This is a genomic window from Enterococcus pseudoavium NBRC 100491 (genome assembly GCF_001544295.1).
GTDB classification, from domain to species: Bacteria; Bacillota; Bacilli; order Lactobacillales; family Enterococcaceae; genus Enterococcus_A; species Enterococcus_A pseudoavium.
The window spans coordinates 20,230-37,293 of the sequence record NZ_BCQF01000005.1; the positions used below are offsets into that span (position 1 = coordinate 20,230).

Below are 17,064 nucleotides of genomic sequence, written 5' to 3' on the forward strand. Positions count from 1 at the left end.
GAAAATATTTTGCAAAGTCATTTGCCATTATAACAATAAAATCCGGTTATTCCTATGAAAAATCAATTCCTTTAGGCTTTTTCAAGCAATTCTTAGCCGTTAACTGCTTAAAAAAAAGAAAGAACCTGAAGAGTGCTCTTCAGGTTCAGCGAAAATTATACTTCTAATAATTCTTTTTCTTTTTCAGCCACGATTTGATCAATTGCTTTAATATTTTCATCAGTTAAAGCTTGGATATCTTTTTCAAGATCGCGTAAATCATCTTCCGTTAGATCGCCATTTTTTTGTTGCTTTTTATAATCATCCATTGCATCACGGCGAATGTTACGAACCGCGATTTTTGCCCCTTCAGATTCTTTTTTCACTTCTTTTGCCAATTCTTTCCGGCGTTCTTCCGTTAATTGCGGAATCACTAAGCGAATCACATTGCCATCATTGGCTGGATTCAAGCCGATATCGCTGGCTAAGATCGCTTTTTCAACATCTTTGATCATACTTTTATCAAATGGTGTCACCATTAAGACCCGCGCTTCTGGAATCGTGATTGACGCCATTTGGTTGACTGGAGTTGGAACACCGTAATAATCAACATTGATTCGGTCTAACAAACTAGCGTTTGCACGCCCTGCACGAATTTGACCTAGTTGACGCTGTAAGGCCTCTTGCGCTTTTTTCATTTTATCTGTCGTTGCACTCATCACTGCATCTGCCATACTATTTCCCCCTTACTGTTGTTCCGATGTTTTCACCAAGAACAACTCGTTTAATATTTCCTGGTTCATTCAAATTAAAGACAACAAGTGGAATATCATTGTCCATACTTAAAGAACTTGCAGTCGAATCCATCACTTGCAGACCTTTAGCGATCACGTCTAAGTGCGTTAATTCTTCATATTTCACTGCATTTTCATCAAGTTTTGGATCAGCCGAATAAACACCATCAACATTGTTTTTCGCCATCAAGATCACATCTGCATTGACTTCTGCTGCTCTTAATGCCGCTGTTGTATCAGTTGAGAAATATGGATTTCCAGTTCCGCCGGCAAAAATCACGATCCGGCCTTTTTCAAGGTGCCGTTCCGCTTTACGACGGATATACGGTTCAGCGATTTGACGCATTTCGATTGATGTTTGAACCCGTGTTGGAACATCAATATTTTCCAAGGCATCTTGTAAAGCCAAGGCGTTCATCACAGTCGCTAGCATTCCCATATAGTCAGCTTGCGCCCGCTCCATGCCCATTTGTGCACCGATTTGACCACGCCAAATATTCCCGCCACCGACGATAATCGCCATTTCAATTCCTAAGTCATGAACTTCTTTAATCTCTTCTACGATTTCTGAGATCACGGGTGGATTAATTCCAAATTTTTCATCGCCTGCTAAGGCTTCTCCACTGAGTTTCAATACTACGCGTTTATACTTTGGTTCATTCATCTTAAATACCTCCACTGTCACTCTACTGATATTTTAGCACACTCTGTCTTTGAAGCCAGTCAAAAATTTCAGACTAGCAACTTCTTTAGCATGAAAATTGCCAAACTTCTCTTCTAGCCTTAAAAAAAGGGAGCGCACTATTTCCGTGCGTTCCCGACTGTTTAGAAAACAGAATTATTTTTTGATTTGGCTCATAACTTCTTCAACAAAGTTATCTTCGCGTTTTTCGATACCTTCGCCGACTTCGAAACGAACGAAGCTTGCAACTGTTGCGCCTTTAGAAGCGACATATTGTTCAACAGTCATATCAGGATCTTTAACGAATGGTTGGTCAACTAAAGCAATCTCAGCTTTGAATTTCTTCAAGCGGCCGATAACCATTTTATCAACGATGTTCGCTGGTTTGCCTTCATTTAAAGCTTGTTCAGTTAAAACAGCTTTTTCGTGTTCTAATTCTGATTCAGGGATTTGGCTTTCGTCCACGTAACGAGGGTTGATAGCTGCTACGTGCATTGCTACGTCTTTAGCAACTGTTTCGTCAGTTGTGCCGTTTAATAGTGCTAAAACAGCGATCCGTCCGCCCATGTGTAAATAACCGCCAAATGCAGCGTTGTCGTCTTTTTCAACGATTTCGAAACGACGGAAGCTGATTTTTTCACCGATAACTTGTGTTGCTTCGATTAATGCAGCTTCTAAAGTTTCACCTTTAGCGTTTGTTAATTTCATTGCAGCTTCCATGTCAGCTGGTTTGTGTTCAGCCACTAATTCTGCAATTTCTTTAACTAAGTTTTGGAACATTTCGTTTTTAGAAACAAAGTCTGTTTCAGAGTTTACTTCAACGATTGCAGCAGTATTCCCATTAACTGCAACTGAAGCTAATCCTTCAGCAGCGATTCGGTCATTTTTCTTAGCTGCTTTAGCCATTCCTTTTTCACGTAAAAGATCAACAGCTTTTTCAATGTCGCCTTCTACTTCTACTAATGCACGTTTTGCATCCATCATTCCTACGCCAGTCATGTCACGTAGTTCTTTTACTAATTTAGCTGTTACGTCTGCCATTTTTAATGGGCCTCCTTAGATTTTCTAAAAAAAGCTGCTTCAAAGGAAAATATTTACTTTGAAGCAGCATATGCTACGAAATTATTCAGCTGATTCAGTAGAAGCGTTGTCGCCTTCCACTACATCAACGATTTCTTCGATTGAAGTTGCTTGTCCGCCATCTTCAGTTGCGAAGTCTGCTTCTGCTACTTGATCTTCACCTTGGTTACCTTCGATGAATGCATCAGCCATTTTAGCAGTGATCAATTTCACAGCGCGAATAGCATCGTCATTTGAAGGGATTACTACGTCGATTTCATCTGGATCGCAGTTTGTATCAACCATAGCAACGATTGGGATGTTCAATTTATGTGCTTCTTGAACAGCAATACGTTCTTTACGAGGATCAACAATATACATAACATCTGGGATGCGAGGCATATCAGCGATACCGCCTAAGAATTTTTCTAAACGTTCACGTTCTTTGTTTAAACCAACAACTTCTTTTTTAGGCAATACTTCGAAAGTACCGTCTTGTTCCATTGCATTGATTTGTTTCAAACGAGCGATCCGTTTTTGGATTGTGTCCCAGTTTGTTAAAGTTCCGCCTAACCAACGGTGGTTTACATAGTATTGACCAGCGCGAGTCGCTTCTTCTTTGATTGCTTCTTGAGCTTGTTTTTTAGTACCAACGAATAATGCAACGCCGCCATCTTCTGCAACGTCTTTCATGTAATCGTAAGCTGCATCTACTAATTTAACTGTTTTTTGCAAGTCAATGATGTAGATTCCGTTTCTTTCAGTGAAGATATATTTCTTCATTTTTGGGTTCCAGCGACGAGTTTGGTGACCAAAGTGTACGCCGGCTTCTAGTAATTGTTTCATAGACAATACTGACATTTGTGTTTCCTCCAATTGGTTTTTTTGTTTTCCTCTTCTGCTCTCGTTTTTATAAGGAACTGACTAGCAGCACCGCCTTATAAATCAAATCAGAATGTGGATTTTCATGTGTAGTTCCCTACACACAATTAGTAATTATACAAGAGTCTTTTTAATAAATCAATCTTTTTTATTTTCCTTTTGCCGGATTAATATTTATTAAGGAATACTGTTTAAAAAAACTTTTTCTGCTATACTGAGTGCATAATTATCTACTAGGAGAATTTTTATGCGCAAGAAAGAACGACACGAATTAATCAAGCAGATCATTTCAGAACATCCCATTCGTAATCAAAACGAATTGATGGATTATTTGCAACAACTTCATGTTTCGGCCACCCAAGCAACGATTTCACGCGATATCCGCGATTTGAAGATTGTCAAAACGATTGATGACTCAGGCAAACCACGCTTTGAAATCTTTCTAGAGCCACAGATCCCCACTGAAGACGACGATATCAAACGTTTGATCCGGATGACGAACGAGGTAATCGTTAAGGTGGACACGGTCCAATTCATGACGATTGTAAATACGTTACCAGACAATGCTCATTTATTAGCTTCCGTTTTAGACGACCTTTCCAGCGAAATGATCGTCGCAACGATGGCTAGTTTCGATACGATCATTATTATTTCCAGAACACCTGAAGATGCCCAACAAGTTACCGCTTTTTTCCAAAATCCGACAAATACCACAATTTTTCTACAAAACTAATTATAGTATCAAAAGAATTCTTATGAACAGCAACTTATAAAATCAGGATCGAGACGTTTAAACGTTTCAATCCTGTTTTTTTTATTTACAAGAGTAAGTCTAGCAAAAAAGAAGCGCCTAGGATTTCCCTAGCGCTTCTCGTTTTCAACCTTACATTTTGTTTGGAGCATGAACACCTAATAGACGTAAATCTTCTTTCAAGATGACCGCCACTGCATGAACCAATGCCAGACGAGCAGCTTTTTGTTCGTCTTCCACTAAAACTTTTGTATGGGCATAGTATTTATTAAAGGCTTGCGCCACGCGGATAGCATGTTTAGCGATCACCGATGGTTCGTATTGATCTGCGGCTTGCATCACAACTTCCGGATAGCTTTGCAATAATTTGATAATTTCCCAGCTGTCGGGATCATTTAAGGCGTAGACGGCTTCTGGATCAACTGTAAAATTAGCTTTTTCCAAGATCGACATTGCCCGCGCGTGTGTGTATTGGACATACGGCCCGGTTTCACCTTCGAAACGGACGACTTCTTCTAAATTGAAATCGAAATTATTCAAGCGATCATTTTTCAAATCGTGGAAGATGACTGCACCTACACCGACTTGATGAGCGACCTCAGCTTGATTTGGCAGATCAGGATTTTTTTCTTGAATTTGTGCTAGCGCTAAATCTTTCGCTTCACTTAAGACTTCTTCTAATAGAACGATCTTGCCTTTACGAGTCGATAATTTTTTACCATCTTTGGTGATCAAGCCGAATGGCACATGGACCATTTCATCTGACCAGTCAAAGCCCATTTCAGTCAAGACGGCTTTTAACTGTTTAAAATGCCCGCTTTGTTCGTTGCCAACGACATACAATGATTTCACAAAATTGTATTCCCGTTTACGGTAAAGCGCCGCAGATAAATCGCGAGTAATGTACAATGTCGCGCCATCTGATTTTTTGATTAGAGCGGGATTCAAGTTATATTGCTCAAGGTTGACGATCTCGGCCCCTTCACTAGTTTGTAACAGATGTTTTTCTTCTAGCATTGTAACGACTTCATCCATTTTGTCGTTATAAAAGGCTTCGCCGTTATATGAATCAAATTCAACTTCCAACATATTGTAAATTTTATTGAATTCAGTCAATGATTCACTGCGGAACCATTTCCATAACGCTAGTGCTTCGGCATCATCTTCTTCCAATTTTTTGAACCAAGCCCGTGCTTCATCATTTAAGGATGGATCTGTTTCAGCTTTTTCATGGAACTCAACATACAAATGTAATAATTCGTTGATTGGTTCAGCCTTAACCTTTTCCTCAGAGCCCCATTTTTTATAAGCTACGATTAATTTACCAAATTGAGTCCCCCAGTCCCCTAAGTGATTGATTTTAATCGGATGGTAGCCAATTTTAGTCAAAATCAGACTGATTGAATTGCCGATCACCGTTGAGCGTAAATGCCCCATTGAGATTGGTTTCGCGATATTTGGTGAAGACATATCGATGGTTACATTGCCGGCATTCCCGATAGTACTATCGCCAAAATGATTCGCCTCTTTCGCGATTTGTTTCAAGACCATGCTAGAGACGACTTCCTTTTTCATAAAGAAGTTCAAGTATGGTCCCACCACCTCGATTTTTTCAAAGGCTTCCGGATTGATCTGCTCAGCTAATTCTGCCGCGATTTGCTGAGGGGCCTTACGGAAAACTTTGGCCAAAGCAAACGTCGGAAAAGCAACATCTCCGTGATCGGCTGATTTAGGATTCTCTAATAGCCGCTCCACTTCAGGCAACGCTAAATGGTCTTTAACGACTTCAAAAACTGCTTGAGCAACGATTTCTTGATTATTCATTCAAATTCCTCCTATAAAATTGATCTAATTTTGCTAAGTTGACTGTGCTTTTTCAGTGTTATTTCCGAGGAAAGTATTTTCGGCCTACAAGAATAGTCCAGACCAAAAGATACAAAAAAAGCCTCTGATGCATATCTGCATCAGAGACGAGAATTCCCGCGGTACCACTCTTATTGTCAAAAAAATGACCAACTTAGGCTATAACGGTAGCTGCCGGTTCACCTCAAAAGTGCGCCCTCTATTTTTGTTTATCCGGCTTCCACCTGCCCGAACTCGCTGCAAAACAGACCATAGACTTCTCTTTTTCATCGATGAATGATTTATCTGGCATAATACTAACAGAAAAATCTTCATCTGACTAGTCTAAAAGTAATTATTAAGCTTTTGGAATAAAGAGGTTGCCTAATGTCGCCGCCATCACCGCTTTAATCGTATGCATCCGGTTTTCCGCTTGTTGAAACTGTAAAGCTTTCTCACTGCGAAAAACTACATCAGTGACTTCCATCTCTGCTAAACCATACTTCGCTTTGATCTCTGCAGCTACTTCCGTCGCTAAATCGTGAAAAGCTGGCAAACAATGTAAGAAGATCGAATCCGCTTTGGTTTTTGCCATCAACGCCTCGTTGACTTGATACGGCAATAATAAATCAATTCGTTCTTGATAGGTGGCTTCTTCCCCCATCGATACCCAAACATCCGTATACACAATATCCGCTTGAGCAACGCCGTGATCGATATCATCGGTCACTAAAATTTTAGCTTGGGATTCTTGGCCATATTTTTCTGCTAATGTAATCAAATCTTGTGCAGGATACAGTTGTTTTGGCGTCACGATCGAAATATTTACCCCTAAAATCGCACTAGTAATTAAAAGTGAATTGGCCACGTTATTCCGCCCGTCACCGACATAAGCTAAGGTTAGCCCTTCCAGCGTGCCGAAATGTTCCTTGATCGTTAAAAAATCAGCCAGCATTTGTGTCGGATGCCACTCATCCGTCAAACCATTCCAAACCGGCACACCTGAATGCTCTGCCAACGCTTCGACGGCTGTTTGTGAAAAACCGCGATATTCAATCCCGTCAAACATACTGCCTAAAACTTTAGCGGTGTCTTCCACCGATTCTTTTTTGCCTAATTGAATATCATTTTTCCCAAGATATTCTGGATGCGCACCTAGATCGATTGCCGCTGTCGTAAATGCTGCACGTGTTCGCGTAGATGTTTTCTCAAATAATAAAGCGATATTTTTCCCCGCCAAATATTTATGAGGAATATTTTGCTGCTTCAATGCTTTTAAATGAGCCGCAAAATCAATTAGATAAAGCAATTCTGCTTTGCTAAAGTCGATCTCTTTTAAAAAACTTCGCCCTTGAAAAATATTTGTCATCTTAGTCCCTCCGTTTTGAATATTCATTCGCCCAAACCGTTAATACTTTATTTTTATTCATAATAACTGAATAATTATCAAGTAGCAAGTAAATTTTCTATTTCTGTTTATAAACTTCGAATTTTCCATTCGCGGAATCGTATTTTCAACGAAAAGCGAAAAAAGAGGAAGGTGTGACTCTTGCCACACCTTCCTCTTTTCTGAATAAATGGTATTCTCAAAGTCGCTTTTTCGGAAATAAGCCGAAATTTCTTGCAGCTGACCGCTTTTACCACAATCTTTTTTTCTAAAATTTAAATTTTCATCTGCTTGCTTAAATATGTTGAAAAGCCAAACTTGGATTGGCATTCAGACTCAGACCAGCAAAATGATGTTTTTGTAATTCAACATGAGCTGCCGCACCAATCATCGCAGCATTATCCCCACATAAACGCAGGGGTGGTACGATTAATTGAACCTCTGGCATTTCGTCTGCGATGGCTGCAGACATTGCTTCACGCAGGCCACGATTGGCCGCGACTCCTCCCGCTACAATCAATTGCTTGACCGGATAAGCTTTACAAGCCTTAAGCGTTTTAGTCACCAAGACTTCTACAACACTTGCTTGAAAACTGGCGGCTAAATCATTGCGATCCAGCTGTTCCCCACGTTGTTCGGCATTGTGGGTCAAATTAATAAACGCACTTTTCAATCCGCTGAAACTGAAATCAAAATTATCTTCTTTAATCATGGCACGGGGAAAATCATAGGTATCTTTGCCTTGATGGGCCAGCTCATCGATTTCTTTTCCACTGGGATAACTCAAGCCTAGCACGCGACCAACTTTATCGTAAGCCTCGCCAGCTGCGTCATCGCGCGTTTCGCCAATAATTTCAAAGGAACCATCTTCAGCCATATAAACCAATTCTGTATGACCACCGCTAACTAATAAAGCCATCAGAGGAAATACTAACGGTTCAACTAGACGGGCCGCATAAATATGCCCCGCCATATGATTGATGGGCAACAACGGCAAACCGTTAGCCCAGGCAAAAGCTTTGGCGGCACTCAAGCCAATCAATAAAGCCCCCACTAAACCAGGACCGTAAGTGACTGCGACTGCTCGTAGATCTTGTGTTGTAACAGCAGCCTCCCTCAGTGCTTCTTCAATACAAAGCGTAATCTGTTCGACATGATGACGACTGGCAACTTCTGGCACAACGCCACCAAACCGTTTATGACTATTTATTTGTGAAGCAACAATATTTGACAGGATCTTTTCGCCATTTTCGATGACTGCGACGCTTGTTTCGTCACAGCTACTTTCAATGGCTAAAATAAGTTCTGTTTTACTCATCTGAATTTCCTACTTTCAAAGACATCAATACCGCATCTTCTTGCGGGTGTTGATAATAATTTTTCCGCGTGCCGATCACTTGAAAGCCAGCCTTTTCATAAAAAAGACGCGCCTCTTGATTCGAAGCACGTACTTCCAAAAAAATACTGGCAATTTTCTGTGCTTCAGCATGCGCAACTAAACGTTCCATTAAACGTCGGCCATCGCCCCGGCCCTTGACTTTCGTCGCGATATTAGTGATCTCGATTTCATCACAGACTTGATGAAATCCTAGAAAAGCCTCGTCGCTTTCGTCAATAAAATAATGACTGTGCGTTTGATTCAAATCACTAGCAAATTGAGCGCTGGTCCAAGGGGAGCCAAAAGCATAGGATACTTGACTGATCTCCCAAAACTTGCGGGCTAACTCTTCCAACTTAATTCACTTCCAAACGTTTAATCATATCCAAAGCATCTTCGTTATTCTCGGTATAATAATTTTTGCGAATATTCCGCGCAACAAACCCCAAGCGGCGATACAAACGTTGGGCATCGGTATTACTCAGGCGGACTTCCAACGAAAGGGTTTCACAATCGTTCATTATAGCGAATTTTTCTACTTCGTCAATCAATAGCTGACCGATGCCACGATTTTGAAAGGCCGTTGCTACTGCTACGTTAGTAATGTGGGTATCATCCCCGATTAAACGGCCGCCGACAAATCCGGCCAACTCCTCTTGCTCTGTGACAATACAGATGTATAAATGTGGGATCGGCGAGTGAATTTCTGAAAGAAAAGCACTCTTGGTCCAAGGGGTCTCGCCAAAATAAACATCTCGTTCTAGTGCAATCAGTTCTTTGATATCTTGATCAACGATTTTTCGCACGAAAAACACTTCATTCATTAAAGTGACTTGTTTCACCTCAAAGGGATATTGCTTTCCATACAGGATTGTCTTTACGAGACCGCTAAATTTTTTCAACATAGTTCTCGTCCCCTGGTTGATGTGTTTCGAGCCATTTTTCCTCCGCTTCTACCCGTTTCAAATATGCTGGTACTAAGCCATGAATATTTTCGACCGGTTCTGCTTGAAAACCCAATTTCCCAAGGACGATTCCGTTTGGTAAATTGATTTCATCTGCTTCCGCAATTTCGGCGCTTGGCAAGGCTGTTATGATCTGTTCTTTGAATTTTGCGGTTTCACCGACAAACAAAGCCGGCTCTTTAATCTGGGACAGTAAATCTTCTAAAGGAATATGCTGATCCGCTAAAACTGCCTCCAGTTGCTGATTTTTCCAACGATAGACACCGGCATAGACATTGTTACGACGAGCATCCATTAAAGCAACAATTAAACGCTCGGTTCGACTATTGCCGGCAATTACCGCCAAACTGGAAACCGTCGTCAATTCAATAGCCAAGGTCTCCGCTAATGTTTTTGCGGTAGTCACCGCGATTCTTATACCAGTATACGAACCCGGTCCCACCGCTACCACGATTCGCTGCAAATCCTGGGGCTTTAACCCGCTAGCTTGCATGACCGAGTCAATCGCTGGCATCAGCGTCAAGCTATGATTCATTTTGCGATTTAATTGAAAGTGCGCCAGTACTTTTTCGTCTTCTAAGACTGCCACCGCTAATGTTTGATTGGATGTATCCATCGCTAATAATTTCATAAAAGTTCATTTCCTCACATTTAAGATAGCAATAGTTTAACACAAAGTCGTTTTGCTTTCCTACTAGCTGTTCAAAGTTTTCTGCTTTCCTGAACAGCAAAAAAGAGTAACTGAATAAGCTACTCTTTTTTGTGACTGGAGTCGCGTTGAATCAAACGAGTCCCTAGCATAATTTTTCGTGGGACGGGGGAAAGTTCTTTCGCCAACTCTAAAATAGTAGTCACGGCTAATTCCCCCATCCACTCCGTTTCAACTTTGACCGTTGACAGTGCTGGCAAAACATATTTTGCGACACTGACATCATTGAAACCAACTACCGCGATATCTTCTGGAATACGTAAGCCGGCTGCTTGGATTGCTTGCATCGCCCCGACTGCCAACGCATCACTCGAAGCAAACAAAGCGTTGGGACGCTCTTGATGGCTGGCTAAGAATTCTGTCATGGCCTGTTTCCCAGCCTCCATTGAAAAGGCAGCTGTCAGCGTAAATTCTGGCCGATAAAGATTCAGCTGAGTCAATTTCTTTTTGAAAGCCTGCAATCGAGGATCTTCAATCGGCTGTAGATTGTGTTTGGTTTTTTCTTCACCTGAAAGAATCCCGATTTTTTGATGGCCTTGTTGGATAAAATGATCGATCACCAGATCCAAACTTTGATCAAAATCCACCACGAGCGAATCGACCCCGAGCTTCATACCGTCAAAATCGACAAACAACAAGTTCTCGTCTAATTGTTTTAACTGCCGAATCTGCTCAGCATCAAACTTGCCCAAAGCAATCGTCCCGCTGACCTGATTATCAGATAGTTCGTTCAATGCTTCTCGTTGAATCTGAATATTTAATTCTTCAGCCTTCTTCTCAATCCCCAAACGAATCGACAAATAATACAGATCGGCCAATTCTTCGGCTTGGTCATACCATTGAACGAAACGAATCACCGACTTGCCAACTTTATTGACTCGTTTATGCTTTGTATAGTTCAGCTCTTCAGCGACTTCAAAGATGCGCTGCTTTGTTTCCTGTGCGACGGATAATTCTTGATCATAATTTAATACGCGGGAAACGGTCGCCGGTGAAACCCCGGCAAGTTTTGCAATATCTCGAATAGTTGCCATCGCAGCCTCCTTCTACAACGTCTCGATGAAGCGTGTAAAGCCCGCTTGACCGGCAGCATCCCGTTTAAAAACACCGGCATCTTCCAGTACCCGCGCAAAAACGACGCCTACGGCTTTTTGGACGATTGCTGTCACATTTTCTTGGGTGATTTGATTGTCCGCTTTTAATTGATCAGCCCATGGTTTGTGGTACTCAGCAATGGTATTTTCTTCAGCTAATAAATATTTCTCAACTTCCTTCAATTCAGGTTCTAAGCGTGGTGGTAAGACCGCCAAGCCCATCACCTCAATCAATCCGATGTTTTCCTTTTTGATGTGCTGAACATCTGGATGAGGATGGAAAATCCCATCAGGAAATTCTGCTGACACATTGTTATCCCGCAGCACAAGATCCATTTCAAATAGTTCACCGTTGCGGCGCGCGATTGGCGTGATCGTATGGTGGGCTGTGCCATCTGCCGTACGGGCCACGATTTGTAACGTTTCATCCGAATAGGACTGCCATTTTTTAAAGATCATTTCAGCTGCAGCGACTAAATCTTGCGGCTGTTTGCCTTGTAGGCGTATCACAGACATCGGCCATTTGACGATGCCGGCTTTGACCTCTGGATAATCGGCTAGTTCAAAGCTCCGCTCCATTTCTGCTATCGCCATTGGGAAAGTATGCCGCCCTCCTTGATAATGATCGTGGGCCAGAATCGATCCGCCGACGATCGGCAAATCAGCATTAGAGCCAACAAAATAATGAGGCAAGACTTCCGTGATCTTCAATAAACGCTGGAAGGTTGCTTTGGTGATTTTCATTGGACGATGTTCTTCCGACAAAATGATGCAGTGTTCATTGTAATAGGCATAGGGTGAATATTGGAAGCCCCAGCTTTCACCGTCAAGATTCATCCGAATGATCCGGTGATTGGTCCGGGCTGGATAATTCAAGCGCCCTTTGTAGCCTTCATTTTCCATACACAACAGACACTTCGGATAGTCGACTTTTTCCGCTTGGCGTTCTGCGGCGATCTGTTTCGGATCTTTTTCTGGTTTTGACAGGTTAATGGTGATTTCTAATTCACCGTATTCCGTTTTAGCCGGAAAAATAATATTACGAGCAAGCTCACGGGTCTTGATGTAATCATTGTCTTTACTTAGTTTAAAGAAATAATCCGTCGCTTGTACCGGATCTTTCGAGTAGTATTGAGCAAAATAGGCGTTTACAACCGAAGGCGGTGGAGTCATCAAGTCCATCAATTGAGCGGCTAGCAGCTCTTTTCCTGCTGGTAACTCCGTGACGACTTGATTTTTCTGGGCTTGTGCTAACAGTCGATCCACCAGCTCTACGGCACTTTCAGTAACTTGACGCATTTCAGCTTGGGCTAAAGAATTTTCGCCAATCAGTGCGATGACCCGATTTTCTAGATACAAACGATCCATTTCCATCCACCCACCTGATTGAATGGCTAACGTAACAAAATCTCTAACAGTTTGACTGACTGACACGTTGCGACCTCCTAATCTTCATAACCGTGGGGATGACTGACATGCCAATTCCATGCGGTTTCAATGATTGCTTTAATATCAGTATATTGCGGCTGCCAACCTAAAGTGGCTTTGACTTTTTCGCTAGATGCCACTAAACGACTTGGATCACCCGCGCGACGCGCCCCAATTTCGGCAGGAATTTCTTTTCCGGTAACTTCACGGGCTGCATCTAACATTTCTTTGACCGAATAGCCGTTGTTTGAACCTAGATTGAAGAAATTACTTGGATTGCCCGCTTTTAAATACTCTAATGCTAAGATATGGGCTGCCGCTAAATCTTCCACTTGTACATAATCTCGGATACAAGTGCCATCTGGGGTATCATAATCATCACCAAAAATCGTCAAATGCTCCCGTTGACCCAAGGCAACTTGTAAAATGATCGGCACTAAATGGGTCTCTGGATCATGGTCTTCACCGATGCTGGCATCGGCTTTAGCACCAGCTACATTGAAATAACGTAAAGCAACATAACGCATACCATAAGCGTTATCGCACCATTTCATCATTTTTTCCATCATTAATTTGCTTTCGCCATAAGGGTTTTTAGGATTTGTTGGTACTTCCTCGTCGATTGGGGAAACACCAGGTTCTCCATAAGTCGCTGCAGTCGAAGAGAAGACGATGTTTTTCACACCGAATGCTTCCATCACTTCAAGCAAGATTTCCATCCCAACCACATTGTTGTTAAAATATTTCAAGGGTTTTTCAACCGATTCACCGACTAATGAGCTGGCTGCGAAATGGACCACGCCTTCAATGTTTTCTTTTTCAAAGACCTCTGTCAAAAAAGCTTTATCCCGACAGTCGCCTTCATAAAATTTTGCCTGAGGGTGGACCGCTTGACGATGCCCCGTCAATAAATTATCGACTACTACGACCTCATAATTTTGTGAAACCAACTTATCCACTGTATGCGAACCGATGTATCCTGCGCCACCTAAAACTAGAATTGCCATTCCCTCTACTCCTGCCATGTTTTATTTAGTAAACAAATTATAATTTGTTTACTAAATAATTGCAAGACCTTCTTCCTTCATTCATTAAGCTTTTCATTTTTTTACTTTTGCTTCATAATGGAGTTATAGTAATGGCTATTTATTTTTGTAATTAGCTTTTGGCTCGAAAAGGATTTTTTATAGCCTAGAAAGGAGTGATGAAACGATGCGTAAATTTGCTTCAGGATTCGTTACCGGTACATTAACTGCAGCGGCAGTAGTTGCTAGCGTAGTGATGGGCGTCAAAAAGAAAGTCATCGATCCAATCGAAGAAAAAGAATCAAAAATCGATGAAAATCGAAAAAAAGCTCGTAGAAAACGAATCGCACGATAAAAAAAGAAAGCCGTGGCTTTCTTTTTTTATTTATAAATCTGCTTGGCGATTTGAGCAGCTAAATAGAAAATCCGATCTTTACTTTTAGGCCGAGGAGAAGCGGCATTCAGCCAGTCCAAGCCTTCTAGTGGAATGCCAAAACAGTAAAGTTGCGGTAGCACCCGACCCTTTTGATCAATTACTTGATGAGTCGAACGCTGGACTAAGAGCGCGCCCGTTGGCTGTTTTTCATCATCGAACTTTAGCACATGGGGACTTACATAGCCCTTTTCCCTCAGCTGGACTACTAAAGGATTTTTAGTCCGTTTCAAATCGGTCGTTGGCAATCGCGCCTCGATTAAATTTTTAGCGCTAAAAGAACGTTGAGGATGCTTTTTACTATATGTCAAAAAAGTACCATCTATCCCTTCAACAACCATCTCCGGAGCCAAAAATTCGACAATTCCGGCTTCAGCTAAGGCCAACAACTGCTTTTGCCGAATAACTGGTGGACCAATCGTCAGGAAACGATAATTGTGATTAAATCTCCCTAAAAAATCTGTAAAATATTCTTTTGCTGTGAAATGCTCATGATCCAACATGTAATTAAGCGGTGCTTGTAATTCTTTATAAGTATCAATTGCCGCAGCAATCGCTCCCCTTTGATTGCCTAACTCTGCTTCAGCGATATCTTTTTTCAAATAGGCCTCGACAAATGTCGGAAACGCGGAGGGCTCGACCTCTTTGGCTGGATCAAAGAGTTTTTGCCAAACCAAACGTTGTTCCGGCGGAATCCGATACTTCGTCAAAACATTCTCACCCTGACCCTTGCGATACTCTGCTAAAAAACTTGCAACATCGATTTCACTAGCCGCTAATTTTTTTTGATAAAAAACTAGCTCCGCCTCTTTTTTCAGCAAATCAAACAATTCTACTGCGCTACCTTGAAATTGCGTCATAAATGCCTCCGTCAACATTTGCGGAACAGCATCTTCACCCGGCTCCTTTTGATTTTTTGGCCGCGCATGATAAGGTAAGCCCCGGCCTGAACCCACAATCAAGAGTTGTTCTTTGCCTGAAGGTTCATAGCTTAATCCATTCCCCGTTTCAACGAACTTACCGCCCCATCTGGCAACCAACAATGCCAGATAATCAAAGAAACTTAAACCCAGCCCGCGTAAAATCACCGGCTCGCCCGTAACTAACTCATCCAGGGCGGCATCTGACGGATTTGCAGGTCCTTGATAAAAAAGTCCATGCGTATCTGCGTATGTTTGCAGTTCCATTTCAGCTTCACTCAACTCATTTTGCGCATGCCCTGTCGTTAAAATCACCTGATCCACCGGATAATGCTTCGACGCCTGAAGTGACATACTCTTTTCCACTAGTGTCAGATCAACTACCGTTTCTTCAATCAAAGTCACCTTGATATTTTCTGGCAGTTTATGGATCAATTCACTAAAAAACCAGCGTTGATAAACTCCGTAATAACGTCGCTGACAATAATCATTCGGATCTAATTGCAGCTCCGTTGCAAATGTTTGGGTCAACTTTAAAGCAGATAAATATCTACGTGCTTCCGTCTGATTCCATTCGGCTAGATTTGGTCCTTCATCTTCAGAAAACAACGTCACATGCTGCATGACTGTATTCATCATCACCTGATCATTTTGGTCCGCGCGCCAAACCTTGCCACCGGGCCCATCTGGGTCAAAAAGCAGGATTTCAATTTTTTCGTTGGCTGGCGCCTGCTTAATCAATCGATCTAACATACTCAAGCCGCAAGGTCCCGCACCAATAATCGCCACTCTTTTCATAGACATCCCTCATTTTAGCTAAATTCATCTCTTTATTTAAGAGTAGAGAATAAACGACAATTAAGCAATCAAAAAAAGCTTCTGACGATGCAATCATCAGAAACTCTCCAAAAATTATTTTAAGACCCAGCGATCAAAGGCTTCTTTGACACCATCTTCCAAATTAGTTGCAACCGTGTAATCAGCAGCTGCTTTAATCGTCTCGCTGGCATTTCCCATCGCTACACCGGTGCCCGCAAATTCGATCATAGAAAGGTCGTTTTCTGCATCACCAATCGCCATGACTTCGGATTGTTGAATCCCTAAATGCTCGCTTAATTCTTTTAAGGCTAATCCTTTGCTGGCCTTAGGGTTCAAGACTTCAATGAAGAAAGGCGTGCTACGAACAATCGTATATTTGTCAAAATATCCAGCTGGAATCTGTTTAAAGGCCGCACTTAACACTTCTGGGTCGTCGATCATCATCATTTTAATCGGCGAGACTGCTGCCGCGATCTCCTCTGGCGTCCGATAATGCAATGGCATATTAACTAAATAAGATTCTAAGATCGTGTAGGGGCTGATATCACGATTGGCCGTATACATCGCTTGCTTATCGGCTATATGCAGATGAACATCCAATAAACGAGCAAGATGGTCGATCTCCAAATAATTTTCGCGCGTCAAATTATGTTCCGCAATAATCTCCCAAGTTTTTGTATTCAATACTAAAGCACCGTTATAGGTAATGATATAATCCTCGTCATTCGTTAACCCCAAAACTTCCAGCTGTGCTTTAGTTCCTGAAAGCGGACGACCAGTCGAAAGAACGACATAGACACCGGCTTTGCGGGCAGCTTTGATCGCCTCAACGACGGGTTGATTAATCTCATGATGATCATTTAATAAGGTTCCATCTAAATCGATGGCAACTAATTTTATACTCATAGTTTCCTCCT

Annotated in this window: 17 protein-coding genes; 2 read left to right on the plus strand and 15 right to left on the minus strand. The window is 41.8% G+C overall.

Features of this window, described 5'->3' with window-relative positions; genetic code table 11:
- Window positions 1-155: 155 nt before the first annotated feature.
- From frr to rpsB, 4 genes are all read right to left on the minus strand, one after another.
- Window positions 156-713: a ribosome recycling factor gene (gene frr / locus EP1_RS03675; RefSeq protein ID WP_067623603.1), complete on the minus strand. Its 558-nt coding sequence runs from the start codon at window positions 711-713 to the stop codon at window positions 156-158.
- 1 nt (window position 714) lies between these two features.
- Window positions 715-1,437, minus strand: coding sequence for a UMP kinase (gene pyrH, locus EP1_RS03680; RefSeq protein WP_010746061.1), 723 nt, complete (start codon window positions 1,435-1,437; stop codon window positions 715-717).
- 174 nt (window positions 1,438-1,611) lie between these two features.
- Window positions 1,612-2,496: a translation elongation factor Ts gene (gene tsf / locus EP1_RS03685; protein WP_067623607.1), complete on the minus strand. Its 885-nt coding sequence runs from the start codon at window positions 2,494-2,496 to the stop codon at window positions 1,612-1,614.
- 81 nt (window positions 2,497-2,577) lie between these two features.
- Window positions 2,578-3,375: a 30S ribosomal protein S2 gene (rpsB, locus tag EP1_RS03690; RefSeq protein ID WP_067623610.1), complete on the minus strand. Its 798-nt coding sequence runs from the start codon at window positions 3,373-3,375 to the stop codon at window positions 2,578-2,580.
- A 268-nt stretch (window positions 3,376-3,643) separates the two neighbouring features.
- Here rpsB and EP1_RS03695 point away from each other — a divergent pair, with 268 nt between their 5' ends.
- Window positions 3,644-4,129 (plus strand): arginine repressor, encoded by a 486-nt coding sequence (locus tag EP1_RS03695; protein ID WP_067623613.1) that lies wholly within the window; start codon window positions 3,644-3,646, stop codon window positions 4,127-4,129.
- Between the two features lie 150 nt (window positions 4,130-4,279).
- On the opposite strand, the gene argS is transcribed toward EP1_RS03695, so the two are convergent.
- The 9 genes from argS to galE form a co-directional block, all read right to left on the minus strand.
- On the minus strand, window positions 4,280-5,971 hold the full coding sequence (gene argS / locus EP1_RS03700; protein ID WP_067623616.1) for an arginine--tRNA ligase: 1,692 nt from the start codon (window positions 5,969-5,971) through the stop codon (window positions 4,280-4,282).
- Between the two features lie 376 nt (window positions 5,972-6,347).
- Window positions 6,348-7,358, minus strand: coding sequence for an ornithine carbamoyltransferase (gene argF / locus EP1_RS03705; RefSeq protein WP_067623618.1), 1,011 nt, complete (start codon window positions 7,356-7,358; stop codon window positions 6,348-6,350).
- Between the two features lie 313 nt (window positions 7,359-7,671).
- Window positions 7,672-8,694, minus strand: coding sequence for a tRNA (adenosine(37)-N6)-threonylcarbamoyltransferase complex transferase subunit TsaD (tsaD, locus tag EP1_RS03715; RefSeq protein WP_067623623.1), 1,023 nt, complete (start codon window positions 8,692-8,694; stop codon window positions 7,672-7,674).
- Window positions 8,687-9,109: a ribosomal protein S18-alanine N-acetyltransferase gene (gene rimI, locus EP1_RS03720; protein WP_067623626.1), complete on the minus strand. Its 423-nt coding sequence runs from the start codon at window positions 9,107-9,109 to the stop codon at window positions 8,687-8,689. Before rimI (EP1_RS03720) ends, tsaD begins: the two co-directional genes overlap by 8 nt.
- Window position 9,110: 1 nt before the next feature.
- Window positions 9,111-9,659: a ribosomal protein S18-alanine N-acetyltransferase gene (gene rimI / locus EP1_RS03725; protein WP_067623630.1), complete on the minus strand. Its 549-nt coding sequence runs from the start codon at window positions 9,657-9,659 to the stop codon at window positions 9,111-9,113.
- On the minus strand, window positions 9,643-10,350 hold the full coding sequence (gene tsaB / locus EP1_RS03730; protein ID WP_067623633.1) for a tRNA (adenosine(37)-N6)-threonylcarbamoyltransferase complex dimerization subunit type 1 TsaB: 708 nt from the start codon (window positions 10,348-10,350) through the stop codon (window positions 9,643-9,645). The genes rimI (EP1_RS03725) and tsaB overlap by 17 nt, the downstream gene beginning before the upstream one ends.
- Before the next feature lie 119 nt (window positions 10,351-10,469).
- Window positions 10,470-11,462: a LacI family DNA-binding transcriptional regulator gene (locus EP1_RS03735; protein WP_067623636.1), complete on the minus strand. Its 993-nt coding sequence runs from the start codon at window positions 11,460-11,462 to the stop codon at window positions 10,470-10,472.
- A gap of 12 nt (window positions 11,463-11,474) precedes the next feature.
- Window positions 11,475-12,956, minus strand: a complete 1,482-nt coding sequence (gene galT, locus EP1_RS03740) for a UDP-glucose--hexose-1-phosphate uridylyltransferase (protein ID WP_067623640.1) — start codon at window positions 12,954-12,956, stop codon at window positions 11,475-11,477.
- Window positions 12,957-12,967: 11 nt separating this feature from the next.
- Complete coding sequence (galE, locus tag EP1_RS03745; protein WP_067623643.1) at window positions 12,968-13,957, minus strand: UDP-glucose 4-epimerase GalE; 990 nt, start codon at window positions 13,955-13,957, stop codon at window positions 12,968-12,970.
- Window positions 13,958-14,162: 205 nt separating this feature from the next.
- Here galE and EP1_RS13270 point away from each other — a divergent pair, with 205 nt between their 5' ends.
- Entirely contained in the window at window positions 14,163-14,330 is a 168-nt protein-coding gene (locus EP1_RS13270; protein WP_083507483.1) for a DUF3042 family protein, read from the plus strand.
- 26 nt (window positions 14,331-14,356) lie between these two features.
- Here the strand turns inward: EP1_RS13270 and EP1_RS03750 are convergent, their stop codons facing one another.
- Both EP1_RS03750 and yidA read right to left on the minus strand, forming a co-directional pair.
- Window positions 14,357-16,126: an FAD/NAD(P)-binding protein gene (locus EP1_RS03750; RefSeq protein ID WP_067623646.1), complete on the minus strand. Its 1,770-nt coding sequence runs from the start codon at window positions 16,124-16,126 to the stop codon at window positions 14,357-14,359.
- Between the two features lie 114 nt (window positions 16,127-16,240).
- A complete protein-coding gene (gene yidA / locus EP1_RS03755; RefSeq protein ID WP_067623650.1) occupies window positions 16,241-17,053 on the minus strand; it encodes a sugar-phosphatase in 813 nt (270 codons plus the stop codon).
- Between the last annotated feature and the right edge of the window lie 11 nt (window positions 17,054-17,064).

What these genes read in the sequence shown, in the direction of transcription:
- frr (WP_067623603.1), bottom strand. Translation starts at nt 713, where the DNA reads ATGGCAGATGCAGTGATGAGTGCAACGACAGATAAAATGAAAAAAGCG.
- pyrH (WP_010746061.1), bottom strand. Translation starts at nt 1,437, where the DNA reads ATGAATGAACCAAAGTATAAACGCGTAGTATTGAAACTCAGTGGAGAA.
- tsf (WP_067623607.1), bottom strand. Translation starts at nt 2,496, where the DNA reads ATGGCAGACGTAACAGCTAAATTAGTAAAAGAACTACGTGACATGACT.
- rpsB (WP_067623610.1), bottom strand. Translation starts at nt 3,375, where the DNA reads ATGTCAGTATTGTCTATGAAACAATTACTAGAAGCCGGCGTACACTTT.
- EP1_RS03695 (WP_067623613.1), top strand. Translation starts at nt 3,644, where the DNA reads ATGCGCAAGAAAGAACGACACGAATTAATCAAGCAGATCATTTCAGAA.
- argS (WP_067623616.1), bottom strand. Translation starts at nt 5,971, where the DNA reads ATGAATAATCAAGAAATCGTTGCTCAAGCAGTTTTTGAAGTCGTTAAA.
- argF (WP_067623618.1), bottom strand. Translation starts at nt 7,358, where the DNA reads ATGACAAATATTTTTCAAGGGCGAAGTTTTTTAAAAGAGATCGACTTT.
- tsaD (WP_067623623.1), bottom strand. Translation starts at nt 8,694, where the DNA reads ATGAGTAAAACAGAACTTATTTTAGCCATTGAAAGTAGCTGTGACGAA.
- rimI (WP_067623630.1), bottom strand. Translation starts at nt 9,659, where the DNA reads ATGTTGAAAAAATTTAGCGGTCTCGTAAAGACAATCCTGTATGGAAAG.
- tsaB (WP_067623633.1), bottom strand. Translation starts at nt 10,350, where the DNA reads ATGAAATTATTAGCGATGGATACATCCAATCAAACATTAGCGGTGGCA.
- EP1_RS03735 (WP_067623636.1), bottom strand. Translation starts at nt 11,462, where the DNA reads ATGGCAACTATTCGAGATATTGCAAAACTTGCCGGGGTTTCACCGGCG.
- galE (WP_067623643.1), bottom strand. Translation starts at nt 13,957, where the DNA reads ATGGCAATTCTAGTTTTAGGTGGCGCAGGATACATCGGTTCGCATACA.
- EP1_RS13270 (WP_083507483.1), top strand. Translation starts at nt 14,163, where the DNA reads ATGCGTAAATTTGCTTCAGGATTCGTTACCGGTACATTAACTGCAGCG.
- EP1_RS03750 (WP_067623646.1), bottom strand. Translation starts at nt 16,126, where the DNA reads ATGAAAAGAGTGGCGATTATTGGTGCGGGACCTTGCGGCTTGAGTATG.
- yidA (WP_067623650.1), bottom strand. Translation starts at nt 17,053, where the DNA reads ATGAGTATAAAATTAGTTGCCATCGATTTAGATGGAACCTTATTAAAT.